The organism is Micromonospora sp. NPDC003241, assembly GCF_053589795.1.
Genome location: NZ_JBSFSO010000022.1, coordinates 77,451 through 100,330 on the forward strand (window position 1 = coordinate 77,451; position 22,880 = coordinate 100,330).

General features: G+C 72.7%; 20 protein-coding genes and 1 pseudogene. 10 read left to right on the forward strand and 11 right to left on the reverse strand.

All coding sequences use genetic code 11. The features are described from left to right. The first annotated feature begins 53 nt into the window (after nucleotides 1-53). Nucleotides 54-1,022: an ABC transporter ATP-binding protein gene (locus ACWDVW_RS18860; RefSeq protein WP_449950390.1), complete on the forward strand. Its 969-nt coding sequence runs from the start codon at nucleotides 54-56 to the stop codon at nucleotides 1,020-1,022. Beyond that, nucleotides 1,019-1,717, forward strand: coding sequence for an ABC transporter ATP-binding protein (locus ACWDVW_RS18865; protein ID WP_396745936.1), 699 nt, complete (start codon nucleotides 1,019-1,021; stop codon nucleotides 1,715-1,717). Before ACWDVW_RS18860 ends, ACWDVW_RS18865 begins: the two co-directional genes overlap by 4 nt. Here the strand turns inward: ACWDVW_RS18865 and ACWDVW_RS18870 are convergent, their stop codons facing one another. The 4 genes from ACWDVW_RS18870 to ACWDVW_RS18885 form a co-directional block, all read right to left on the reverse strand. Beyond that, nucleotides 1,718-2,125, reverse strand: coding sequence for an Rv0361 family membrane protein (locus ACWDVW_RS18870; RefSeq protein ID WP_350694927.1), 408 nt, complete (start codon nucleotides 2,123-2,125; stop codon nucleotides 1,718-1,720). It abuts the gene before it with no gap. Between the two features lie 106 nt (nucleotides 2,126-2,231). Further along, the gene (locus ACWDVW_RS18875) at nucleotides 2,232-3,230 is read right to left on the reverse strand and encodes a tyrosine-type recombinase/integrase (RefSeq protein WP_449950393.1); all 999 of its coding nucleotides are present in this window, start codon (nucleotides 3,228-3,230) and stop codon (nucleotides 2,232-2,234) included. Between the two features lie 132 nt (nucleotides 3,231-3,362). After that, complete coding sequence (locus ACWDVW_RS18880; RefSeq protein WP_449950396.1) at nucleotides 3,363-3,788, reverse strand: Hsp20/alpha crystallin family protein; 426 nt, start codon at nucleotides 3,786-3,788, stop codon at nucleotides 3,363-3,365. A gap of 75 nt (nucleotides 3,789-3,863) precedes the next feature. Beyond that, on the reverse strand, nucleotides 3,864-4,547 hold the full coding sequence (locus ACWDVW_RS18885) for a winged helix-turn-helix transcriptional regulator (protein ID WP_449950399.1): 684 nt from the start codon (nucleotides 4,545-4,547) through the stop codon (nucleotides 3,864-3,866). 71 nt (nucleotides 4,548-4,618) lie between these two features. On the opposite strand from ACWDVW_RS18885, the gene ACWDVW_RS18890 reads away from it, so the two are divergent. From ACWDVW_RS18890 to ACWDVW_RS18900, 3 genes are all read left to right on the forward strand, one after another. Beyond that, entirely contained in the window at nucleotides 4,619-5,422 is an 804-nt protein-coding gene (locus ACWDVW_RS18890; protein WP_449950401.1) for an alpha/beta fold hydrolase, read from the forward strand. Between the two features lie 89 nt (nucleotides 5,423-5,511). Then, nucleotides 5,512-6,294 carry an FkbM family methyltransferase gene (locus tag ACWDVW_RS18895; RefSeq protein WP_449950404.1) on the forward strand — a complete coding sequence of 261 codons (783 nt, stop codon included), beginning with the start codon at nucleotides 5,512-5,514 and terminating at the stop codon, nucleotides 6,292-6,294. Between the two features lie 58 nt (nucleotides 6,295-6,352). After that, nucleotides 6,353-6,820: an HNH endonuclease gene (locus ACWDVW_RS18900; RefSeq protein WP_449950407.1), complete on the forward strand. Its 468-nt coding sequence runs from the start codon at nucleotides 6,353-6,355 to the stop codon at nucleotides 6,818-6,820. Between the two features lie 231 nt (nucleotides 6,821-7,051). On the opposite strand, the gene ACWDVW_RS18905 is transcribed toward ACWDVW_RS18900, so the two are convergent. The 4 genes from ACWDVW_RS18905 to ACWDVW_RS18920 form a co-directional block, all read right to left on the reverse strand. After that, on the reverse strand, nucleotides 7,052-7,744 hold the full coding sequence (locus ACWDVW_RS18905; RefSeq protein ID WP_449950409.1) for a class I SAM-dependent methyltransferase: 693 nt from the start codon (nucleotides 7,742-7,744) through the stop codon (nucleotides 7,052-7,054). A 61-nt stretch (nucleotides 7,745-7,805) separates the two neighbouring features. Beyond that, a complete protein-coding gene (locus ACWDVW_RS18910) occupies nucleotides 7,806-8,081 on the reverse strand; it encodes a putative quinol monooxygenase (RefSeq protein ID WP_449950412.1) in 276 nt (91 codons plus the stop codon). A 97-nt stretch (nucleotides 8,082-8,178) separates the two neighbouring features. Next, nucleotides 8,179-8,646: a DnaJ family domain-containing protein gene (locus ACWDVW_RS18915; protein WP_449950450.1), complete on the reverse strand. Its 468-nt coding sequence runs from the start codon at nucleotides 8,644-8,646 to the stop codon at nucleotides 8,179-8,181. 132 nt (nucleotides 8,647-8,778) lie between these two features. Further along, a complete protein-coding gene (locus tag ACWDVW_RS18920; protein WP_449950415.1) occupies nucleotides 8,779-10,797 on the reverse strand; it encodes a beta-galactosidase in 2,019 nt (672 codons plus the stop codon). A gap of 162 nt (nucleotides 10,798-10,959) precedes the next feature. Between ACWDVW_RS18920 and ACWDVW_RS18925 the strand changes: the two genes are divergently transcribed. Beyond that, complete coding sequence (locus ACWDVW_RS18925; RefSeq protein ID WP_449950418.1) at nucleotides 10,960-13,302, forward strand: TIM-barrel domain-containing protein; 2,343 nt, start codon at nucleotides 10,960-10,962, stop codon at nucleotides 13,300-13,302. Nucleotides 13,303-13,411: 109 nt separating this feature from the next. Here the strand turns inward: ACWDVW_RS18925 and ACWDVW_RS18930 are convergent, their stop codons facing one another. Genes ACWDVW_RS18930 through ACWDVW_RS18940 form a run of 3 tightly spaced genes read right to left on the reverse strand, consistent with a single transcriptional unit; the run spans nucleotide 13,412 to nucleotide 17,060 of the window. After that, the gene (locus ACWDVW_RS18930; RefSeq protein ID WP_449950421.1) at nucleotides 13,412-14,395 is read right to left on the reverse strand and encodes a carbohydrate ABC transporter permease; all 984 of its coding nucleotides are present in this window, start codon (nucleotides 14,393-14,395) and stop codon (nucleotides 13,412-13,414) included. Continuing rightward, the gene (locus ACWDVW_RS18935) at nucleotides 14,392-15,399 is read right to left on the reverse strand and encodes an ABC transporter permease (RefSeq protein ID WP_396745900.1); all 1,008 of its coding nucleotides are present in this window, start codon (nucleotides 15,397-15,399) and stop codon (nucleotides 14,392-14,394) included. The genes ACWDVW_RS18930 and ACWDVW_RS18935 overlap by 4 nt, the downstream gene beginning before the upstream one ends. Continuing rightward, nucleotides 15,396-17,060, reverse strand: coding sequence for an extracellular solute-binding protein (locus ACWDVW_RS18940; protein WP_449950424.1), 1,665 nt, complete (start codon nucleotides 17,058-17,060; stop codon nucleotides 15,396-15,398). Before ACWDVW_RS18940 ends, ACWDVW_RS18935 begins: the two co-directional genes overlap by 4 nt. 211 nt (nucleotides 17,061-17,271) lie before the next feature. On the opposite strand from ACWDVW_RS18940, the gene ACWDVW_RS18945 reads away from it, so the two are divergent. The 4 genes and pseudogenes from ACWDVW_RS18945 to ACWDVW_RS18960 form a co-directional block, all read left to right on the forward strand. Beyond that, nucleotides 17,272-18,483 carry an ROK family transcriptional regulator gene (locus tag ACWDVW_RS18945; RefSeq protein ID WP_449950427.1) on the forward strand — a complete coding sequence of 404 codons (1,212 nt, stop codon included), beginning with the start codon at nucleotides 17,272-17,274 and terminating at the stop codon, nucleotides 18,481-18,483. Nucleotides 18,484-18,713: 230 nt separating this feature from the next. After that, nucleotides 18,714-21,161, forward strand: a complete 2,448-nt coding sequence (locus ACWDVW_RS18950; protein ID WP_449950430.1) for a beta-glucosidase — start codon at nucleotides 18,714-18,716, stop codon at nucleotides 21,159-21,161. After that, nucleotides 21,158-22,231 carry a LacI family DNA-binding transcriptional regulator gene (locus ACWDVW_RS18955; protein ID WP_449950433.1) on the forward strand — a complete coding sequence of 358 codons (1,074 nt, stop codon included), beginning with the start codon at nucleotides 21,158-21,160 and terminating at the stop codon, nucleotides 22,229-22,231. Before ACWDVW_RS18950 ends, ACWDVW_RS18955 begins: the two co-directional genes overlap by 4 nt. 46 nt (nucleotides 22,232-22,277) lie before the next feature. Next, nucleotides 22,278-22,880: pseudogene (locus tag ACWDVW_RS18960) on the forward strand (hypothetical protein); the annotation flags it as partial.

Sequence of the window (22,880 nt, forward strand, 5' to 3'; positions counted from 1 at the left end):
GCGGATCATGGACCGGTGTCTCATGGCGGCGCGCAGCGGAGCGGAGGGCCGGCATGACCCTGATGGAGGACGTACCGGATCTGGCGACGTTGCAGCGGCGGGCGGCGGAGCGTGCCGCCGCGCGCGCCGGTGGCGCCGAGCGGTTGCGTGGCCACATCGTCTGTGACGGCCTGGTGCGGATCTTCACCAGCGAGGGGGTGGAGGTCGTCGCGTTGCAGGGGCTCGACCTGGTCGTGGACCGGGGCGAGCTGGTGGCGATCGTGGGCGCCTCCGGGTCCGGCAAGTCCACGGTGCTCAACATCCTGTCCGGGCTGGACACGCCGACCGCCGGGATCGCCCGGGTTGCCGGCTACGACCTGTTGACCATGTCGGCCCGCAAACGGCTGCGCTACCGGCGGCACACCGTCGGGTTCGTGTGGCAGCAGACCAGCCGCAACCTGCTGCCGTACCTGTCGGCGCGGGAGAACGTCCAGCTGCCGATGCGGCTGGCCGGTCGGGGTGGCCGGGCCGGTCGGCGACGCGCGGCGGAGCTGCTGGACATGGTCGGCGTCGGCTACTGCGCAGACCGCCGGCCGGGACAGATGAGCGGCGGTGAGCAGCAGCGGTGCGCGGTCGCGGTGGCGGTCGCCAACGACCCGGAGGTCCTCTTCGCCGACGAGCCGACCGGTGAGCTGGACGAGGCGACGGCGGCGGAGGTGTTCGGGGCGCTGCGCACCATCAACGCCGAGCTGGGCGTCACGGTGGTGGTGGTCACGCACGACCCGCAGGTCGCCACGCAGGTCCGCCGGACCGTCGCGATCCGCGACGGACGCACCGCCTCGGAGGTGCACCGCACCGCGCGCATCGGCGCCGACGGCGTCGAGGAACTGGTCACCGAGGAGTACGCGGTGCTGGACCGGGCCGGGCGGATGCAGTTGCCCGCCGGATTCGTCGACGCGTTGGCGCTCAAGGACCGGGTGAAGCTGACCCTGGAACCGGACCACGTGCAGGTCCGCGCAGGCGACGGGAGGGACGCGACGTGAGCGAGGACCTGGTACGGGTCGAGGGGTTGTGCCGCGACTACGGCAGCGGCGACCGGGTGGTCCACGCGGTGCGGGACGTGTCGTTGCGGGCCGGTCGCGGTGAGCTGGTCGCGGTGCGGGGGCGCTCGGGTGCCGGCAAGACCACGTTGCTGAATCTGATCGGCGGGCTGGACCGGCCCACGGCGGGCCGGGTGTGGGTGGCCGGTCGGGAGGTGACCGCCGCCGGTGAGCAGGAGTTGCTGCGGCTGCGCCGGGACACCGTCGGTTTCGTCTTCCAGTCCTTCGGGCTGATCCCGATCCTCTCCGCCGCCGAGAACGTCGGGGTGCCGATGCGGCTGGCGAAGACGCCGGCCGCGCAGCGCGAGGAACGGGTGTCGGTGCTGCTGGAACTGGTCGGGCTGGGCGGGCAGGCCGCGCAGCGCCCGTACGAGATGTCCGGTGGGCAGCAGCAGCGGGTGGCGATCGCCCGCGCGCTGGCCAACGATCCCGAGCTGCTGATCGCCGACGAACCCACCGGCCAGTTGGACTCGGAGACCGGCCGGGCGGTGATGGACCTGCTGCGGGCGCTGGTGCACGCGCGCGGGATGACCGCGCTGGTGGCCACGCACGACCCGACGCTGGTGGAGATGGCCGACCGGGTGCTGGTGCTGCGCGACGGCCGGCTGGTCGAGTCGGCCGAGCCGGTCGGCGTGTGATCAGTACGGGTCGCCGCAGACCCGCCACCCGTCCTCCCGCACCACCGACAACTCACGCTGCTCGGTGGCGCCGCTGTCGCGGGTCAGCCGGACGGTGACCGTGCCGTGCGGCTTGCCCCGGTCGGTGGCCACCGACACGTCGACGATCTCGTAGTCGCGCACGATCGGCGGGGTGCGGACCCAACTGGTGAAGCCCAGCTCGCTCCACCGGCTGCGCGAGTCGGCGCAGAGCCGCTCGTACGCGCTGTCGGTGTCGCCCGTGGTCACCTCGCGCAGGAACCCCTCGGCGGTCTCCCGCACCGGGCCGGCGGCCTGGGTCACGACCTGCACGTTCCAGGCGCCGAGACCGGCGACGCCGATGCAGCACAGGGCCACGCCGGCGCCGGCGAAGACGAGCCCGACCCGCATCGGGTGGCGTCGCCGGGCCGGCCTGCTCCACGGCTGCGCCTCGCCCACACCATCCGACCGTAGAGAATCGGGCGCGTCGGCGGGCGGAAAGCCGTCCGGTGCCGGGTCAGTTCCGGCGGCGGGCCCGGGCGGCCCAGATGGCGTACGCGGGATCGCGGTCGAGGTTGTGCCGGTCGCGGTCGTAGCGTCGGGTGGTGCGCGGATCGGCGTGCCCCATCGCGTCCTGCACGTCCTCCAGCGGTACGCCCTCGGCGCGGGCGGTGGTGGCGAAGGCGTGCCGCAGCGAGTGCGGCGACAGTCGCGCCCAGGCCGGGATGCCCGCGTCCCGGGCGAGTCGCCGGATCAGCCGGAACACCGAGTGCCGGTCCAGTCGGGCGCCGCTGGCGGTGACCAGCAGTGCCCCGGTGAGCTGGTGCGCCGCCACGCCCTGCTCGGCGGCGCGCTGGGTCAGGTAGGCGTCCACCGCGTACGCGGTCGAGGGGGTGAGGGCCCGGCGGCGGGACTTGCCGCCCTTTCCGGTGAAGCGCACGCTGCGGTGTCCCCGTTCGGCGCCGAGGTCGGCGACGTCCAGGGAGACCAGTTCCCCGACCCGCAGGCCCAGGTCGGCCAGGAGGGTGACGGCGGCGCGGTTGCGGGCCGCGGTCGGCCCGGTGTCGGTCTCGGCGGCGGCGAGCAGCGCGTCCACCTCGTCGGGGGCCAGGCCCACCGTGCTCGAGTGGTCGCGGTCGATCCGGGGCCGGTCGGCGTCGGAGACCGGGTTGGCGTGCACCGCCTGGAGCTTGACCAGGAAGTCGTACCAGCTGGACATGGCGGACAGCTTGCGGGCCACGGTCGCCGGGGTCAGCGGCTTCCCGGTACGCGCCGCCAGGGTGTTCTCCAGTGTCCGCGCGTACTCGTTGACGTGCAGGAAGTTCGCCCGCAGCGGGTCCAAGTGGCGGGCGTCGCACCAGCTCAGCCACCCGGCGACGTCCCGCCGGTACGCGTCCCGGGTGTGCTCACTCAACCGCCGGTTGCGCAGCCACGCGTCGGTGACGGCCATCGGCCCCCCGGGCAGGGCAGGATGGGCCGGCGGGCGGTACAACGCCGGGGTGTCGGACGAACGCATGTGAAAAATGTTCTCAGTCGTGTTTCAGGTTGACGAACAGGCGCGCCGACGCGTCATGATCGCACACCGCCGTCCCGGACCGTCGCGGCACACGGCCGGGCGGGAAGACGTCCCACCCGGCCGTCGCGGGCGTCAGGCGTTGAGCTGCCGCCGACCGTCGCCGGTCGCGCTGACGGTGACCTTGCGCGGCTTGGCCCGCTCGGCCACCGGGATCCGCAGCGTCAACACGCCGTTCTCGTACCCGGCCTCCAGCCTGTCCGTGTCGAGCGTGTCGCCGAGGAAGAGCTGCCGGCTGAACACGCCCATCGGGCGCTCGGCGGCGACGAGTTCGACGGTGTCCCCGGCAGGTCGGCGACGCTCGGCCCGGACGGTCAGGACGTTGCGCTGGACGGTCAAGTCGATGCTGTCCGGGTCTACTCCCGGCAGGTCGAAGGCGGCGTAGAAGTGGTCGCCGTCGCGGTAGGCGTCCATGTGCATGACCGCCGGGCGGCTGGTGGTGCCGAAGAACTGCTCGGCGAGCCGGTCGATCTCACGGAACGGGTCGGTGCGCATCAGCATCTCGTGCCTCCTCGGTTCCTCTGCGCCGAAGGTCTCGGTGGTAGTTGAGCCTCGGCGACTCAACTTTCTGTCTTCTTATTTAGCGCGCCGGTCGCGCGTCGTCAACTCCTGCGGTGCTTCGCGGTGGTCGTCGAAGGCGGCCAGCAGTCGGCGCAGCAGCCGCAGGTCGCCCTCGGCGCGCGCGGCTCCGCTCTGGACGGCCTCGTCGAGCTCGCGTCGGTCGAACACGAGGTCCTGCACGGTACGCACGGTGGCGGTCAGGGTGGCATCGGCGGGTACGTCCCCACGGGTCGCCGCCAGCCTGCCGTGGCCGATGGTGAGCAGGAAGGCGTCGCCGGGTAGCCGGAGCGTGACGGTGCCGCGTACCGATCCCGTCGCGGCGGCGTCGAAGGTGGTGCGAAGTGCCACGATCAGGGCGTCCGGGCTGAGCTCCTCGGCCGAGTCCGGCTGCGGCGACAGCCGACTGCCCCAGTCCCCCAGCGCCAGCAGGACCGGTTCGAGTGCGCGACCGCGCTCGGTGAGCTCGTAGATCAGCCCGGTCGCCGGAGGCAGCGCGCGGTGCCGCGCCAGGACGCCGGAACCCTCCAACTCGCGCAGTCGCTGGGTCAGCACGTTCTGGCTCATGCCGGGCAGTCCACGGTGCAGATCCGTGAACCGCTTGGGGCCGAACAGCAGCTCACGGACCACCAGCAGCGCCCAGCGTTCACCGACCACGTCGAGCGCTCTGGCGATGCCGCACAGGTCCAGGTAGCTCCGCATCCGCAGATCGTACCTTGCATTCGACACCAACTACTCCTAGTTTAGGAGTAACGCTGATCAGAGGAGTTCGAATGCCGCATGTGTCCTCAGCCGACGGCACGTCGATCGGCTACGACCGGCTCAGTGACGACGGGCCTGCGCTGGTGCTCATCGGGGGCGGCCTGGACGACGGCACGGAGAACCGGCCGCTGGGCGAGCACCTGACCACCGGCTTCAGCGTCGTGAACTACCGGCGCCGTGGCCGAGGCGACAGCGGCGACGGCCGGCCCTACGCCGTCGAACGGGAGGTCGAGGATCTCGCGGCGGTGATCGACGCCGCCGGAGGCCGCGCGCACCTGTTCGGGGCGTCGAGCGGAGGAGCACTCGCGTTCGAGGCGGCCGCCGCCGGACTCCCGGTCGACCGGATCGCCGTCCACGAGGTGCCGTACCAGGTGGACGACGCGATGATCTCGGCCTGGCGGGCGTACCGGCGCGAGCTTGAGGCCGCGCTCGACGCCGACGACCGCGATCAGGCGCTCACGCTGTTCATGCGGCTCGCCGGCTCCTCCGAGCAGGACATCGCGGGCGCGCAAGCCGCCCCGGTCTGGCCCGCGCTCCGCGCGCTGGCACCGACGTTGCGCTACGACGCGGCATGCCTCGGCGACGGCCTGCCACCCGCGAACCGCCTCGCGATGGTGCGGCAGCCGGTGCTCCTGACGACCGGCATCACGGTCGACCCGCAGATGGCCGGACTTCCCGTCGACTTCTTCGGCGCGGCGGCAGACGCGGCCGCCGCCGCGCTGCCCGACGCCCGGCGGCACACCCTCACGGTCGAGGGCCACGTGGCCGATCCGGCCGTGCTCGGTCCCCTCCTCACCACGTTCTTCGCCGACTGACCCGACTTCTCGGCGCCCGAGCTCACACCCAGTGACGGGCGTCGTCGAGCCGAGCCACCTCGGCCGGTCGGGCGGGTTAGGGTGCTGCGATGGGTACACACACCGCTGCGGTCGAGGCGCTCAAGGCCGACCCGGCGACCGCCGGGCTACGCCGGTCGCTGGAGGTCTACTACGGCGACCCCGGACGGGACGCGGCGATGGACGCCTTCTACGCCCGCTTCGTCCGCCCCGGTGACCTGGTCTTCGACATCGGCTCCCACGTCGGCGACCACATCGGCAGCTTCCGCCGCCTCGGCGCCCGGGTCGTCGCGGTCGAACCGCAACCCCTGTGCCTGCGGGCGCTGCGCACCATCTACGCCGACGACGACCAGGTCACCCTGGTCGAGGCGGCCTGCGGGGCGCAACCGGGCCGGATCGGTTTCCTGGTCAACTCCGCCAACCCGACCGTCTCCACCGCCTCCACCGACTTCGTCAGCGCGGCGGCCGGGGCCGGCGGCTGGGAGGGGCAGACCTGGGACGGCCAGATCGAGGTCCCGGTCACCACCGTGGACGCCCTCATCGCCGAGCACGGCACACCGGCCTTCGCCAAGATCGATGTGGAGGGCTTCGAGGACGCCGTGCTGGCCGGACTGAGCGCGACGCTGCCCGCGCTGTCGTTCGAGTTCACCACGATCGAACGCGAGGTGGCACTGCGCTGCCTGGACCGGCTGACCACGCTCGGCTTCGGCGGCTTCGACGTCGCGCTCGGCGACCACAAGGAGCTGAAGCTCGGCCGCTGGGCCACCGCCGAGGAGATGGCGGCGTACCTGACGGAGTTGCCGCACGAGGCCAACTCCGGCGACGTCTACTGCGTGCCGTCGCCTTCCCGCTGACACCCCGGCCCACCGTTCGCCGGTCCCCCGCTGGTGACCGCCGCCGTACCCTGGCCGGGTGCTGTCTCAGATCACCGGCCTGTCCCGACACTTCACCGAGGACACGCTGCGGGCATACCTGCTGAGCCGCTCGACACGAACTGACAACGGGTGCCTCGTAGTGCGGGGCTACGGTCGCCAGCGGGGCGTGTACCAGAAGCTGGCGGGCCGGGCCTGGGCGCACGTCGCCGCGTACGTGGTCTTCGTCGGCGATTACGACCCCACCCTCGAGGTCCACCACGACTGTGGAGTGCCGGACTGCATCGAGCCGACGCACCTGCGCCAACTCCGCCACGGGGACAACTGCCGAGAACGCCGCCAGACCCCGGTGTGCCGCAACGGGCACGAGCGGGAGATCGAGCCGGCGACCGGTCGCCTCCGACGCGTCTGCCGGACCTGCAACCGCGAGGCGCAGAAGCGCTGGCGCGAACGCCAGGCCGCCGAGGTCGCCGCAGCCCGCGCGACGTACCGGCCGACACCCTCCTGACGCCCCGAGAACCCTGGCCAGGCGGCGAAGTCCGTCGACTACACCAGCGTAAGTCCTTACGCACATTAACAGTCATTATGATGCACCTCCGCTATGTCCGTTTTGTGGCGAGTATTTATTGGATTGGCGTTACCGGTAATCCAATAAATACTCGCCACTCCGCCCTGGGTTGGATGAAGAGATGGCCGAGAGCGCGTCGAGGCTCCCCCGGGATTGCTGCCGTGAGCGTCGTCAGGGGCGGCGTAGACGCAGGGCTACGAAGCTCGGGCGCTCGGTCAGCCGCTCGTAGCGCTCCGGGTCGACAGCGCGCAGCGTCTCGACCGCCCTCGGCTCGACCAGCTGCTCCAGCACGAACCCGGCGTCGAGCACCTCGGTCACCAGAGACTCAAGGGTCATCCGCTGCAAGCGCATGGTGATCCCGTCGGCCATCGGGAACTCGACCCAGCTCTCGTCGAAGTACGATCCGCCGTAGTACCTCCAGTCCGACGCCGGATGTGTCGTCGACAGCAGCAACCAACCGCCCGGCCGCAGCACTCGCCGCACCTCGCCGAGGAACCGGGCCCGGTTGGTCAGGTGATGCAGCACCAGCGCGCAGACGACCCCGTCGAACGACGCGTCGGCCGCGAATTCCAGCGGGGCGTCCAAGTCGTGCTGTCGGACTACGGCGCGATCACCGAGCACGGCCCGGGCGCGCCCGACCAGCGTGGCGCTGCCGTCCACCGCCACCACCTCGGCCCCCCGGGCGACCAACTCGGCCGCATAGTGGCCGCCACCGCAGCCGGCGTCCAGGACCCGGAGACCGGCGACGTCGCCGGCGAGCGTCAGCATGGCCGGCCGGTCCGTGTAGGCATTGTGCGGACTGTCAGCGGCGTGCGCCGCGAAGATGTCACCGGCCTGGTCGTGATACGCGTGGGCTGCGGACATCCGGGAAGCTTGCCCGGGTCGTGGCGCGGGCCGCAACCCGAATCGGGGACACCGGCAGGGGTCAGAGACCGAGACCGCCCCGAACGGTCGTCTCCTGACCGGTGAACTCGCCGGTGAGCAGGGGCATGGCCCGCGCGATCGCCGCCTTGGTCTCCGGGAGTTGGAGCGAGCGGGCGTGGTGTTCGCGGCTCTGCCAGACCTCGGTGACGACCACGAGGTCCGGATCGGTGTCGGAGACGCCGACGACGTAGAGGTGGCACCCCGCCGCCCGCAGACCCTCGACACCGTCGAGCAGGATCGCCGCGACCTCGTCCCGGTGGCCGGGCCTGGTCCTCATGGAGCCGATGTAACCGAACACGATCGCTGCCTCCCGGATACCGACGGAGAACCGACCGTACTGTCCGGCTACGACATCCCCGGTCGACCCGGACCGCTCAGGCGGCGCGGCGTCGGCGGAACGGGAACCAGGACCACCGGGGCGCGGGCGGCCTCGGGGCGACGACGGGTGCCGACGCCGGGGCGGCGGCCTGACGCGCGGCACGCCATGTCGACACCACGGCGTCGGCGTCGACCGGGCGCACCACGACCCGAGGGCCGGACGGGTTGCGCAGCCAGGCCATCACCTCGGCGTTCAGGTCGGCGACGCAGGAGCGTACGGCCTGCTCGGTCGGCAGATCGCGGACCTCGTCCGGTAGGCGTTCGATGCGGCGGCGCAGCAGCAGCGGGGTGGGCAGCAGCAGGTCGGTGGGGAGCTTCTCGCGCTCCATGAAGCTCTTGATCCACCAGGACTCGTCGTAGGGCAGTCCCCGGCCCGGGATCGGCCTGCCCGCGCCGGGCAGGCCGTCGAACTCCCCGCGTTCCTGCGCCGAGCGGATCTGCGCCTCGACCGACGCCTCCCACATCCTGTCCACGCGTTCCACCTCCCCGTTCCCCCACGGTAACGCGAACCACCGGACCGGCCGCTCCGACGACGATCCGGACGCCGGGCGGGGAGGCACCTCCCACCCCGGCCGTCGACGTCCCTCCCGCGTCGATCAGGTCGTCGGTCCCTCGCCGGCAGCCTCGCGCAGCACGGCCACCCCGCCGGGCGGCAGGGTCACCGCCTCGTCGACCTCGGCGTCGGTGAGCAGGTCCCGGCCGCAGGCCGGTACGCGCTGCGCGCGGTCGGTGTGGTTGAGCAGGAACAGCCAGCTCACCCCGTCACCGAGGCGACGGACCGCCTCGACCCCGGCGGGTGCGCCCGGGCAGACCGGGGTGACTCCGGCGGCGCGGGCGGCGGTGTCCAGCAGCCGGCGGTAGGTGGCGTCGTCGGGGCGGGTGGAGACGTACCAGGCGGTGCCGGTGCCGTGGCGGTGCCGGGTGATCGCCGGTGACCCGTCGAGCACCCCTCCGACGTACGCGGTGACCGTCTCCGCCCCGGTCAGGTGGACCGTCTCGGCCCAGAGCCGACCGGCGCCGCCGTCGCCGAGGCGCACCTGGTCGCCCTCGGCGTACGGGTGGAACTCCTCCACCCGTACGCCGAGCACGTCGCGCAGGGCACCCGGGTAGCCGCCGAGCCGGACCCGGGCGTACTCGTCGGCGGTGCCGCTGAGGTACGTGGCCAGCAGATGACCACCCCGGTGGACGTACTCGCCGATCCACTCGGCGGTGGCGTCGTCGATCAGATAGAGCGCGGGCAGGACGAGCAGCCGGTGCCCGTCGAGGGGGTCACCGGGCACGACCGTGTCGCAGCCGTGGCCGGCCTGCCACAGGGCCCGGTGGGCGGCGGCGAGTTCCTGCTGGTGGTCCAGCCGGGTGGAGGGCAGGCCCGGGTGGCGCAGCGCCCAGGCGCTCGGGGCGTCGACGGCCAACGCCACGGACGCCTCGACCCGGCCGCGTACCTCGGTGAGCCGCTCCAGCGCCGCGCCGAGGTCGACCGCCTCGCGGAACGCCCGACTGTCCGGGCCGGCATGCGGCACCAGGGCGGAGTGGAAGCGTTCGGCGCCGCCGGCGGAGGCCCGCCACTGGAAGAACATCGCGCCCTGCGAGCCACGGGCCACGTGGGCGAGGCTGTGCCGCAGCATCCGTCCCGGCTCCTTGGTGTGCGACCGCCCGGTGGTGTGGATCTGCTGGGCGGCGCTCTCCATCAACAACCAGGGCGGCGTCGGGGCAGCACGGTCGACGGCGGCGTGTCGGGCCCAGCCTCGGGCCAGGTCGCCGACGAGCGCGGTCTGCTCCTCGGCACCGCCGTCGACGGCCGACGGGTAGTGGTCGACGGCGACCAGGTCCACCTCGCGGGCCCAGCGGGCGTGGTCGACCGGCACCCAGTCGCCGAGCACGTAGTTGGTGGTGATCGGGGTCTGCGGGGCGGCGAGGCGCAGCAGGTCCCGCTGTTCGGCGTACGCGGCGAGCAGGGTGTCCGACCAGAAGCGGCGGAAGTCCAGCAGGTGGCCGGGGTTGCCCAGGTACTGGGTGGCGCGGGGCGTGCTGATCTGCGCCCAGTCGGAGTAGTGCTGGCTCCAGAAGCCGGTGACCCAGGCGTCGTTGAGGGCGGCCAGGTCGCCGTAGCGCCCGGCCAGCCAGCGCCGGAAGGCCCGGGCGGTGTGCTCGCAGTGGCAGGTGGTGCCGTACTCGTTGTGCACCCGCCACAGCGCCACGGCCGGGTGGTGGGCGTACCGGTCGGCGAGGGCGGCGGTGATGCGGCGGGCGGCGGAGCGGTAGGCGGGGGCGGCGGCGCAGTAGGTGTCGCGGCTGCCGTGGTGCAGGCGGACCCCGTCCGCGGTGACCGGCAGCGCGCCCGGGTGGGCGAGGGAGAACCAGGGTGGCGGGGAGGCGGTGGGGGTGGCCAGGGCTACCCGGATGCCGCCGTCGTGCAGCAGGTCGATGACCTGGTCGAGCCAGTCGAAGGTGTACCGGCCGGGGGCCGGCTCCAGGCGGGACCAGGCGAACACGCCGACGGTGACCAGGTTGACCCGGGCCCGGCGCATCAGCGCGACGTCCTCGGCCCAGACCTCCGCCGACCACTGCTCCGGGTTGTAGTCACCGCCGTAGCAGAGCCGACCGTCGTGCCACATCGCCCACCATCCGTCGGATTAGTTGATGATCCGTCCAAACTAGGGAGGCGGTTTGCCCATGTCAACGGCACCGATAGTTTCGACATCGATGATCCTCGTTGACAGTTCGTTGGGTAGTTAAAGAAACTATCCGCACCGCCGTACCCTCGTCGAGGAGAGCCGATGCCGTACCGACCGCCGTTGGTGCCGTACGAGACGTTCGTGGCCGACCCGCCCGACCTGCCCGCCCGCTCCCCCGGCGAGGGTGGGACCGCGGTGGTGGGCCGGGCCGAGTTCGTCGGCGGCGACACCTCCGGGGCCACCTTCAAGGCGGCGCTGGCCGACGGGGTGACGGCGGTGGTCCGGGTGGAGGCCGCCGGTGACGGCGTGATCCGGGTCCGGCTCGCCGAGGACCCCCAGGCCCGGACCCGCTCGGCGCGCGCGGTGACGCTGGTCCGCCCGCAGCCGCGGCCGGCCACCGTGACCGCCGACGACCGGTGGGTACGCGTCGACGCCGGAGCGGTCGTCGCCGAGATCCGGCTCGACCCGTGGCGGATCCGGTTCCTGCGCCCCGACGGCACCGTCCTGCTGGAACAGGACCCCGGGACGGTCGACATCAGCGGCCGGCGGCGCACGCTGCCTTTCGGCCGCTCCACCGTCGACGGGGTCCACGTCGCCTGGCACGAGAGCTTCGTCGCGCCCGGCGACGAACGCTTCGTCGGCTTCGGAGAGAAGTTCACCCCGCTGGACAAGCGCGGCCAGCGGGCGCTGATGTGGAACTTCGACGCCTTCGGCAGCGAGTCCGACCGGTCGCACAAGAACGTGCCGTTCTATCTGTCCAACCGGGGCTACGGGCTGCTCGTCGACAGCGGCCTGCCGGTGCAGTTCGACGTCTGCCAGTCCACCCACAGCACGGTCCAGATCCTGGCCCCCGACGACCTGCTGGACTACTACGTGCTGGCCGGGCCGACCCCCGCCGAGGTGCTGGACCGGTTCGACCTGCTCACCGGTCGGCCGTACCTGCCGCCCCGCTGGGCGTTCGGCGCCTGGATCTCCTCCGGCTTCTATCCGGACAGCCAGGAGAAGGTGCTGGAGCGGGCACGGCGCATCCGGGAGCGCGACATCCCCTGCGACGTGCTGCACCTGGACTGCTACTGGCAGGTCGCCGGGAACTGGTCGGACCTGCGCTGGGATGCCGAGGCGTTCCCCGACCCGGCCGGCATGCTGCGGACCCTCGGCGAGCAGGGCTTCCGGGTCTGCCTCTGGATGAACCCGTACCTGATGACCGGCAGCCCGCTGTACGCCGAGGCGGACCGGGCCGGCTACTTCCTGCGCCGCCCGGACGGCGGCACGTACGTCGCGGACGTGTGGCACGGCAGCTATCCGGTCAGCGCCATCGTGGACCTGACCAACCCGGCCGCCGTCGACTGGTTCACCGGCCTGCTGCGTCCGCTGCTGGAGCAGGGCGTGGCGGTGTTCAAGACCGACTTCGCCGAGGGGGTGCCGGCCGACGCGGTGGCCCACAACGGGATGACCGGCGTCGAGCTGCACAACGTCTACAGCCTGCTCTTCAACGACGTGGTCGCCCAGGTCACCGAGGAGGTGGCGGGTCACCGGGCGGTGTGGGCGCGCTCGTCGTACCTGGGTGGGCAGCGGCACAGCGCGCAGTGGAGCGGCGACGTCAACGCGACCTGGCCGGCGCTGGCCAGCACGCTGCGCGGCGGGTTGTCGCACGGCCTGTCCGGAGTGCCGTTCTGGAGCCACGACACCGGAGGCTTCCACGGCACCCCGGAGCCGGACCTGTACGTCCGCTGGTCGCAGTTCGGGGCGTTGTCGCCGCTGCTGCGGCTGCACGGCACCACCAGCCGGTTGCCCTGGGACTTCCCGGCCGAGACCGAACGGCTCGCGGTGGCCGCGCTGCGGCTGCGGTACCGGCTCATGCCGTACCTGTGGTCGGCGGCGGTGCAGGCCGCCCGTACCGGCGTGCCGATGATGCGCGCCCTGCTGGTCGACACGCCGCAGGACCCGACGGCCTGGACCACCGACCTGCAGTACCGCCTCGGCACCGACCTGCTGGTGGCGCCGGTGCTGGACCCGACCGGGCAGCGTGACGTCTATCTGCCGGTCGGAGACGACTGGATCGACGCGGCCACCGGCGAGCGGCACCCGGGTGGGCGGCACCTGCGGGTCACCGTGCCGCTGTCGCGCACCCCGCTGTTCGTGCGCCACGGCACGCTGCTGCCGCTGGTCGCGCCGCACCCGACCGTCGGCGACCGGCCGTTCCGCGACGTCACGCTGGTCAGTTGGGGTGCCGTCGAGGGACGGACGGTGGTGCACGACGTCGACGGCGACACCGTCATCGAGGCGTTCCGCGACGGCGACGAGTTGCGGATCAGGACGCGAGGGCCGCTGCTGGTGGGGCGGTTGGCCTTCGCCGGGGTCGGCGAGTCCGACCTGCCGGCCCGGTCACTGCTCAACGGTGCGGCGGTGACCGTCGTGCCCTTCGCGGGGTTGTTCCCCGCCTAGGGCCGACCGTCGCGCGTGGCGCCCGGCTGGACGGAGTCGGGCGTCACGCGGGACGGGGCCGGACCCACCCGGGTCCGGCCCCTGCCGGGCGACGCCGCACCGCGCCCGGTCAGCCCTTCACCGCACCGGTGATGACACCCTTGGTGAAGTGCCGCTGCACGAACGGATAGATGATCACGGCGGGGATGACCGTCACGATCACCACGGCCATCTTGACCGCGAGCGTCGGCGGGTACGCCGTCACCCCGGGCAGGCTCACCGACGCACCGGAGACGTTCGGTGACTGTCCGGCCAGGATGTAGCTCTGCAACACCCGCTGGATCGGGAACTTGTCGTTGGAGTCGATGTAGAGCACGGCGTTGAAGTACGCGTTCCAGTAGCCGACGGCGTAGAAGAGCCCGACCACCGCGATCACCGCCTTGGACAGCGGCAGCACGATCCGGGTGAGGATGCGCAGTTCCCCCGCGCCGTCGATGCGGGCGCTGTCGAGCAGTTCGGCCGGTACGTTCATGAAGAACGCGCGGATCACCACCAGGTTGAACACGCTGATCGCGCTGGGCAGGATCAGCGACCAGATGCTGTCCTTGAGGCCCAGCCCGGTCACCACCAGGTAGCTCGGCACCAGCCCCGGGAAGATCAGGAACGTCAGCAGGAAATAGAACAGCAGCCCACGGTGGCCCACCGAGCCCGGCCGGGACAGCCCGTACGCGGCCAGCACGGTGAGCAGCAGGCTGACCGTGGTGCCGAGCACGGTGACCAGGGTGCTGATCCACACCGCCTGGGTGACGTCGCCGCCGCTGAAGATGGTGATGTACGCCGACGGGTCGATCTCCCGGGGGATGACCACCATGCCGCCGGCGTCGTCGATGGTGCCGCGCGAGGCGAGGCTGGTGACCAGCACCGCCCAGAGCGGCACCAGCACCGCCGCGACCAGCAGCGTGAGCACGACCCCCTTGCCGATGGTCAGGGACGTCGAGGGGCGGCCCGCCCACACCGGACGACCGGCGGGACGTCGCCGAGGCGGTGGCGCGGGCGGTCCCGCCGTTGTCGGTGCCGCGGGCACCGGCCCGGCACCACTGAGCTGCGCGGTCATGATTTCGCGTACACCCCCTGCTCGCCGAGCCGGTGCGCGACCTTGTTCGCGGTGATGATCAGCGCCAGGCCGACCACCGCCTTGAACAGGCCCGCCGCGGCGCCGAGTCCCCACTGCTGGGTACTGATCGCCTGGTAGTAGACGAAGGTGTCGAGCACCTCGGCGGCCTCCCGGCCGACCGCCTCACGTTGCAGGATGAACTGCTCGAAGCCGACCGAGAGCGCGTCGCCGAGCCGCATGATGAGCAGCAGCACGATCACCGGACGCAGGCCGGGCAGGGTGATGTGCCACAGCCGCCGCCACCGACCGGCCCCGTCGGCGGCCGCCGCCTCGTACAGGTTCTGGTCGATCGCGGAGAGCGCGGCCAAAAAGACGATCGCGCCCCACCCGAGGTCCTTCCAGACCGCCTCGGCGGTGACCAGCACGATGAACGTGTCCGGGTTGGTCATGATCTCCCAGGGCTGCATGCCGGCCTGGCGCATCTCCTGGGCGAGCAGTCCGGCACCGCCGAACATCTGCACGAAGAACGTCACCACCAGCACCCAGCTGAAGAAGTGCGGCAGATAGACGACGCTCTGCACGAAGCCGCGCAGCCGCCCGGAGACCACGCTGTTGAGGATGAGCGCCAGCAGGATCGGCAGCGGGAAGAAGAACACCAACTGGAAGGCGGTGATGCTCAGCGTGTTGCGGACCGCGTCCCAGAACAGCGGGTCGCGGAAGAGTGCCTCGAAGTTGCCGAAGCCGATCCACTCGCTGTTGAGGAACGCGTCCAGCGGGTCGTCGCCGACGAACGGGTTGTAGTCCTGGAAGGCGATGACGTTGCCCAGCGTGGGCAGGTAGTGGAAGACCAGCAGCAGCAGCGCCGCCGGGGCGGCCATCGCCAGCAGCGGCCAGTCGCGGCGCAGCCGGGCCCGCAGGCTGCGCCGCCCACCGCGCCGGGGACGCCGCGGTGGCGGCGTACGCCCGGTGGGTGGTCGCTCCTCGACGGTGCCGGGGGCGCTCATCGGCCGTTGTCGGCGAGCGCCTTCTCGTGGAACGCGCGGCCCTCCTCGCCGCCGGTGTCGAGGAACTCCTTGCGTACCTGGGCCAGGTCGCTGACCGGGCGTCGACCGCGCAGGATGTCGCGGACCTTGTCGTCGGTCGGCTGGATGATCTTCGACCAGTTCGCCGGCAGTTCCAGCTTGATCCCGGCGAACAGGTCCTTCTCGATCGAGGCGATGTTGTTGCGGTAGTAGCCCAGGTAGTCCTGCACGAAGTTGGGCGTGTCACCGCTGCGCACCTTGACCGGCACCCGACCGCCGATGTGGGTGTACTGCGCGCCCAGCTCGGTACGCCCCCGCTCGGTCAGCGTCGGCGTGCCGTCGGAGCCCCGGGTGAAGTGCTGTCCCTCCACGCCGTACTCGCGCAGCTCGAACTCCCGGCTGCCGAACGGGGCGGCACACCAGTTGAGCACCCGCAGCAGCTCGTCGACGCGCTCGGCGGGCAGGTCCTTCTTGAGGAAGGTGTAGAAGATCGGCTTCTCGCTGCCCCAGATGACCGGCTGGGCGCCCTGCGCGCCGAAGACCGGCAGCGGCTGCATGTCGAAGGTGGGCAGTTCCTTGACCCGTTCGCTCTGCATGCCCTGCCAGGCGCCGAGGCCGTCGCGGTACATCAGGATCTTGCCGGAGTTGAACAACTGCTTCTCGTCGGCGCCCTTGCTGGCCACCGTGTCCGGGTGCACCAGCCCCTCGGCGAACAGCCGGGCGGTGAACGCCAGCGCCGCCTCGAAGGCCGGGTCCTCGAACTTGTGCTGCAGGCCGCCGTCGGGCTTCTTGCGCCAGGTCTGGTGGCAGCCGAAGTACTGCTGGACCATCTCGAAGACGCTGCCGAAGGCCCACACGCCCTTGGCCGGGTCGGTGGCCTTCTTGCCGAACTCGTACAGCTCGTCGGGGCTGGTGGGAGTGGCCAGGCCGGCGGCGCCGAGCAGGTCCTTGCGATAGAACATGGCCCACGCGAACGGGCCGTCGGTGGGGAACGGCACGGCGTAGAGCCGGCCCGCCCAGACCGAGTACTCCCAGGCGCCGCTGGGCAGCGCCGCCAGGTACGGGTACTTCGCCGCGTTGTCGCCCTGGAGGTGCTCGGTCAGGTCGGTGAACAACGCCTTGACCGCGTCCGAGAACCGGGCGACCTTGTCCACCTCCCAGTTCGGCGCGGACAGCAGCTCCGGCACGTCGCGGGCGCCGAGCATGGCGTTGAGCTTGTCGGCGTAGGTCAGGCCGTCCTGCAGGCTCGGGTTGACCTCCACGCCGAGCTTGCCGTTGACCGCGGCCAGGTAGGAGTTGCGGCCCAGCGGCGGCGGGGTCGGGCCCCACCACGGGCTCATCGTCTGGATCGGCGGGCCACCCCGGCCGGGCTGCTCGGTGACCGCGTCGACGAGCTCGCGCGGGTAGCTGAGGTAGCCGTCCGGGATCGGGCCCTCACCGGGGATGTCCGGCTTGAGCAACTCGGCCCGCTGGTAGGTGGGCAGCACCGCCTTGATGGCGTCGGCGCTGGTGGCGCTGCCCTGGCTCCCGGCTTCCTTGCTGCAACCGGCCAGGGCGCCGCCGCCCACGGTCGCGGCGGCGCCGAGGCCGACCAACCGCAGCATGGTCCGGCGGTCGGTGGATGTGCGCGTAAGAGGCGTCACGGCGCGCTCCCTTCGTCGTCGATAACGGTTTGCGGAGCGGAGGACTCCGGCTAGGATTAGTTGGGGTTCTAGCCGAACAAACTAATCGACGGCTATCCCGTCCCACAAGACAGGGCGTGCCGGCGGCCCGGACGGCGTGGTCGGTCCCGCCACCGCGGTACGCGATGATGGACGCGCGCGCCACGACACCGGCGCAGGGAGCGGGCAGATCGTGATCAGCATTCAGAACGAACCGCAGCCGACCGACCTCGGTGACGTGCGGGTCGCCAACCGCGCGGTGGTCCTGCGGCACGTCCGACTGCACGCCCCCTGCTCGCGCGCCGACATCGCCGCCCGCACCGGCCTGAACAAGGCCACCGTCTCCAGCCTCGTCACCGAGCTGATCGACCAGCGGCTGGTCCGCGAGACCGGCCTCACCGAGAACCGCGTCGGCCGCCCCGCCACCATGCTGGTACTCGACGGCGAACCGTACGCCGCCCTCGGCCTGCAACTCGGCGCCGACGAACTGGTGGCGGTCGCCATCGACCTCGGCGGCAACCGGCTGCTCACCTGGCGACGGGCCTTCGCCGCCGACACGGTCTCCCCCGCCGAGACCCTGCGCGCGCTGACCGCCCTGGCCCGCCGCGCGATCGGCCGGGTCACCGCACAGGGCCGCACCATGCTCGGCCTCACCGTCGGGGTGCCCGGGCTGGTCGACCCCGCCGGGACGGTCCCGCTCGCCGACGCCCTCGGCTGGCGGGACGTGCCGGTCGCCGCCGACCTGCACGCGGCCCTGCGGGAGCCGGCCTTCACCGTCGGCGTGGACAGCGTCGCCAACCTCGCGGCCCTGGCCGAACAGCGCCACGGCGCGTACGCCGGCACCGCCGACCTGGTGCACCTCAGCGGCGGCATCACCGTCGGCGCCGGCATCATCGCCGCCGGCCGACTGCTGCGCGGCGGACGCGGCTTCGCCGGCGGCATCGGCCACCTGCCCGTGGACCCGGCCGGACCGCCCTGCGACTGCGGCGGCCGGGGCTGCCTGACCACGCTGGTCGGGCTGCCCGCCGTGGTACGCCGACTGCTGCCCGACGTCGAGGCCGACGGCCCGGTCACCGACTACCTGCCCGAGCTGACCCGGATCGTGGCGCTGGCCCGCCAGGACGACCCCACGGTCTGCAACGGCCTGGCCGAGACCGGCCGGCACCTCGGTCGTGGCGTGGCCGTCCTGGCCGACCTGCTCGACCCGGAGGCGGTGGTGCTCGGCGACCACTTCGCCACCCTGGCGCCCTGGCTGCTGCCGGCGGCCCGGTCCGAACTCGCCGCGCGGGCCCACGCCCCCGGCGGCGTACGACTCGACGCCTCCACCCTGGACACCGCCGCGGCGCTCGGCGGCGCCACCGCGGCCCTGGCCGCCGTCGAGGCGGGACGCTTGCCGACCCGCTGACCTGGGCACCGTGTCCCGAGTCTTGACCGGATCGGTCGATGGTGCCAACCTCGAAGCGAGCCGCTCCGCTCGGGCACCCGGGGCGGCTTGCTTTCCGCGGTTCGTCGAAGCGCTTCACCTGCGTCCGGGGCCGACGACCGTTACCCCACCGTCACCTGCGATGCCGCTCGGCCATCCGCCGTCGAAGCGCTTCGACCTCCGGCGCGCCGGGCACTGGAAGGCGATCCACCATGACCGACCGCACCCTGCCCGCATCCCGGGACCGGATCGATGACCTGTTGGCCCGGCTCACCCTGCCGGAGAAGATCGGCCTGCTGCACCAGTGGCAGGCCCCGGTCCCCCGGCTCGGCCTGCCCGCGTTCAAGACCGGCACCGAAGCGCTGCACGGCGTCGCCTGGCTCGGCCCGGCCACCGTGTTCCCCCAGGTCATCGGCCTGGCCAGCAGTTGGGACCCGGATCTGATCCGGGCCGTCGGCGCGGCCGTCGGCACCGAGGTACGCGCCAAGAACCACGCCGACCCGGACCGCGTCGGCCTCAACGTCTGGGCCCCCGTGGTCAACCCGCTGCGCGACCCGCGCTGGGGGCGCAACGAGGAGGGCTGGTCGGAGGACCCGTGGCTGACCGGCCGACTCGCCACCGCGTACGCGCAGGGGCTGTGCGGCGACCATCCCGAGCGGCTGCGGACCGCCCCCACGGTCAAGCACTTCCTCGGCTACAACAACGAGACCGACCGGGCCGCCACCTCCAGCGACCTGCCGCCCCGGGTGCTGCACGAGTACGAGCTGCCCGCCTTCCGCGCCCCGATCGCCGCCGGTGCGGCCTTCGGCGCGATGGCGTCGTACAACCTGGTCGACGGGGTGCCGGCGCACCTGAGCCCACTGATCGACGGCGAACTGCGCGGGTGGACGTCGGACGAGCTGCTGGTGGTCGGTGACGCGGGCGCGGTCGGCAACCTGACCGAGGTGCAGGGCCAGACACCCGACCACGTCCACGGGTTCGCCGCCGCGCTGCGCGCCGGAATCGACAGCTTCACCGAGAACCACACCGACAGCGCCCCCACCCGACGGTGGTTGACCGAGGCACTCGACCGGGGCCTGATCTCCGCGTCCGACGTGGACCGGGCGGTGCGGCGCATCCTGTCCGTGCGGCTGCGCCTGGGGGACCTGGACCCGCCGCACGACGACCCGTACGCCGCGACTCCCGCCGACGTCGTCGACTGCCCGGCCCACCGTGACCTGGCCCGGCAGGCCGCCCGCGACTCCGTGGTGCTGCTGCGCAACACCGGCCTGCTGCCGCTGCCCGCCGGTACCCGGGTCGCCGTGCTCGGTCCGCTGGCCGACGCCGTCTACGAGGACTGGTACAGCGGCACCCTGCCGTACGCGGTCACCACCGTCCAGGGGCTGACCGGGCGGCTGCCGCAGGTCACCACGCACCCGGGCACCGACCGCGTCGTGCTGCGCGTCGGCGACCGGTACGTGGGCTGCCCGGACACCGCCGACGGCGGTCCGCTGACCGTCGGCGCCGACGCCACCCGGTTCGACGTGTTCGACTGGGGACGCGACACGGTGGCGCTGCGGGCCGTCGGCAACGGCCGGCACGTCGGCGTCGACGACGACGGCGCCCTGCGCAACGACCGACCCGGTCCGGGCGGCTGGGTGGTGCGCGAGACGTTCCAGTTCGATCCGCTGCCCGCCGGCACCGTGCTGCTGCGGCACCTGGCCACCGACCGGTACGTCACCGTCGACGACCAGGGGCGGCTGCGGGTCGACGGCGACGACCGGCAGGCCGCCACCGCCTTCGGCATCGACCTGGTGATCGACGGCGCGGCCGAGGCCGCCGCGCTGGCCGCCGACGCCGACGTGGCGGTGGTGGCGTTGGGCAACCACCCGATGGTCAACGGCCGCGAGACCGAGGACCGGGTGGACCTGGCCCTGCCCGCGCGGCAGGAGGCCATGCTGCGTGCCGTGCACGCCGCCAATCCGCGTACGGTGCTGGTGCTGACCAGCAGCTACCCGTACGCGATCGGGTGGGCGCAGCAGCATCTGCCGGCGGTGCTCTGGTCCGCCCACGGCGGTCAGGAACACGGCCGGGCCCTGGCCGACGTGCTGCTCGGCGACGCCGACCCGGCCGGCCGGCTCACCCAGACCTGGTACGCCGACACCGCCGACCTGCCGGACCTGCTCGACTACGACGTGATCGGCGCCGACGCCACCTACCTGTACTTCCGGGGCGAGCCGCTGTACCCGTTCGGGCACGGCCTGTCCTACGCCGACTTCGACTACGCCGACCTGCGGCTGAGCACCGACACCGCGACGGTCGGCGACACCGTCGAGGTGAGCGTGGACGTCACCAACAGCGGGTCGCGGCCCGGTGTGGAGGTGGTGCAGCTCTACACGCGGCAACGCCGTTCCCGGGTCAAGCAGCCGTTGCGGCAACTGCGCGACTTCGCCCGGATCACCCTGGCCCCCGGGGAGAGCCGGACCGTCACGCTGCGCCTGCACACCGGCGAGCTGGGTTGGTGGGACGCCGATCGCGGCGCTCTCGTGGTGGAGGACGCCACCCACAGCGTGCTGGTCGGCCGCTCCGCCACCGACGTGCGGCTGGTCGGCGCGCTGGCGGTACGCGGTGACACGGCGACCCGGACGGCGCGGCTGCACAGCGCGAGCGGGGCCCGGTGAGCCGGCGCGGTCGGGTCGCGTCGGGTCAGCCCACCATCGCCGACGTGGCCCGGCACGCGGGTGTCGCGGTGAGCACCGTGTCGTACGTGCTCAGCGGCAAGCGGGCCATCTCGGAGCTGACCCGTAACCGGGTGCTGGCCAGCATCCGGGTGCTCGGCTACCACCCGAACGCCGGGGCGCGGGCCCTGGCCAGCCGCCGCTCCAACGTGATCGCCCTGGTGCTGCCGCTGCGCTCGGGCATCCAGGTGCCGGTGGTGATGCAGTTCGCCACGGCGGTGGTGACCTCGGCCCGCCGCCACGACCACGACGTGCTGCTGGTGACCTCCGACGAGGGCCCGGAGGGGCTGCGTCGGGTCGCCGCCGGGGCGCTGGTCGACGGGGTGCTGGTGATGGACGTGGAGCTGCACGACGTACGGGTGCCGCTGCTGCGGGAGTTGGGTCGGCCCAGCGTCCTGATCGGCGTACCCGCCGATACCGCCGGTCTGAGCTGTGTGGACCTGGACTTCCACCGGGCCGGCCAGGTGTGCGTGGAGCACCTGGCCGGCCTCGGGCACCGGCGGGTGGCGCTGCTGGGCGCGCCAGCCGCCGTCTACGACCGGGGCACCGGGTTCGCGCACCGCACCCGGGCGGGTGTGGTGGAGGCGGCGGCCCGGCACGGCGTCGAGGCGGTGACGATGCCGTGCGAGGAGAACGCGACCGACGTCCGCCGCCGGGTGGTGGAGCTGTTCGCCCGGCATCCCGACCTGTCCGGCCTGGTGGTGCAGAACGAGGCGGCCGTCGGTGCGGTGCAGGCGGCGCTGGCCGGGTTGGGACGGCGGGTGCCGCACGACGTGTCGATGGTGGCGGTCTGCCCGGACCAGTTCGCCGAGCACGCCGGTCCCCGGCTCACCTCGGTGCCGGTGCCCGCCGAGGAGATCGGCCGGCAGGCGGTGGCGCTGCTGATGCGCAAGCTGGCCGAGGAGCCGGTGCCGGAGACGACGCTGCTGGAGCCCCGGCTGACGGTGCGGGACAGCACCGCCCCTCCGGTGGTCGACACGGCGTCCTACGGCGGTCCGGCGTCGGTGCGGTGACGGTCCGGCGGGGCGGTCGGGCGCGGCTCACTAGACTGCCCGTTCGATGGACGTCCAGCCCGCCCCCACCGCCGACACCCGCCCCTGCGCCCACTGCGGCCGCGACGTGCCGCAGCGCGTCGGCGCGGGCCGCCCGTTCCGGTACTGCCGGGACAACGACGGCGCCTGCCAGCGGGCCTCCCGCAACAACCGGATGCGTCACCGCAACGCCCCGGGCCTGCCCGGGCAGGTGGCCCGCACCTGGGAGGCGGTGGACCGGCTCGACCAGATCGTCGAGACGTTGACCGAGTCCCTGCACGCCGAGTTGTCCCCGTCCGGCGTGCAGCGCCAGGTGGCGCAGGTCCGCGCGGAGACCGCTGGCGAGGTGGCGGCGGCGCAGGCGGAGCGGGACGAGGCGGTGCGGGCCGCCGAGGACGCCGCCGCCCGCGCCGAACGGGACCGCCGGGCGGCCGAGTCCGCCGCCGCCGACCGGGAGACCGCCCGCGTCGAGGCGACCGAGTCCGCCGCCCGGGCCACCGCCGCCGACCAGCGGGCCGAATCCGCCGAGACGGCGCACCAGAAGTCGAACCAGCGGTGCAGGGTCCGCACCCACTCGGCGCGGCGGAAGTCGAACGGGTCGATGTGCCCGGTGCCGGTCAGCCAGAGCTTG

Coding starts and splice junctions, on each gene's coding strand:
- ACWDVW_RS18910 (WP_449950412.1), bottom strand. CDS start 8,081: ATGAGGACCAGGCCCGGCCACCGGGACGAGGTCGCGGCGATCCTGCTC.
- ACWDVW_RS18950 (WP_449950430.1), top strand. CDS start 18,714: ATGACCGACCGCACCCTGCCCGCATCCCGGGACCGGATCGATGACCTG.
- ACWDVW_RS18905 (WP_449950409.1), bottom strand. CDS start 7,744: ATGTCCGCAGCCCACGCGTATCACGACCAGGCCGGTGACATCTTCGCG.
- ACWDVW_RS18925 (WP_449950418.1), top strand. CDS start 10,960: ATGCCGTACCGACCGCCGTTGGTGCCGTACGAGACGTTCGTGGCCGAC.
- ACWDVW_RS18885 (WP_449950399.1), bottom strand. CDS start 4,547: ATGCGGAGCTACCTGGACCTGTGCGGCATCGCCAGAGCGCTCGACGTG.
- ACWDVW_RS18920 (WP_449950415.1), bottom strand. CDS start 10,797: ATGTGGCACGACGGTCGGCTCTGCTACGGCGGTGACTACAACCCGGAG.
- ACWDVW_RS18915 (WP_449950450.1), bottom strand. CDS start 8,646: ATGTGGGAGGCGTCGGTCGAGGCGCAGATCCGCTCGGCGCAGGAACGC.
- ACWDVW_RS18875 (WP_449950393.1), bottom strand. CDS start 3,230: ATGCGTTCGTCCGACACCCCGGCGTTGTACCGCCCGCCGGCCCATCCT.
- ACWDVW_RS18935 (WP_396745900.1), bottom strand. CDS start 15,399: ATGAGCGCCCCCGGCACCGTCGAGGAGCGACCACCCACCGGGCGTACG.
- ACWDVW_RS18870 (WP_350694927.1), bottom strand. CDS start 2,125: ATGCGGGTCGGGCTCGTCTTCGCCGGCGCCGGCGTGGCCCTGTGCTGC.
- ACWDVW_RS18895 (WP_449950404.1), top strand. CDS start 5,512: ATGGGTACACACACCGCTGCGGTCGAGGCGCTCAAGGCCGACCCGGCG.
- ACWDVW_RS18930 (WP_449950421.1), bottom strand. CDS start 14,395: ATGACCGCGCAGCTCAGTGGTGCCGGGCCGGTGCCCGCGGCACCGACA.
- ACWDVW_RS18880 (WP_449950396.1), bottom strand. CDS start 3,788: ATGCTGATGCGCACCGACCCGTTCCGTGAGATCGACCGGCTCGCCGAG.
- ACWDVW_RS18860 (WP_449950390.1), top strand. CDS start 54: ATGACCCTGATGGAGGACGTACCGGATCTGGCGACGTTGCAGCGGCGG.
- ACWDVW_RS18890 (WP_449950401.1), top strand. CDS start 4,619: ATGCCGCATGTGTCCTCAGCCGACGGCACGTCGATCGGCTACGACCGG.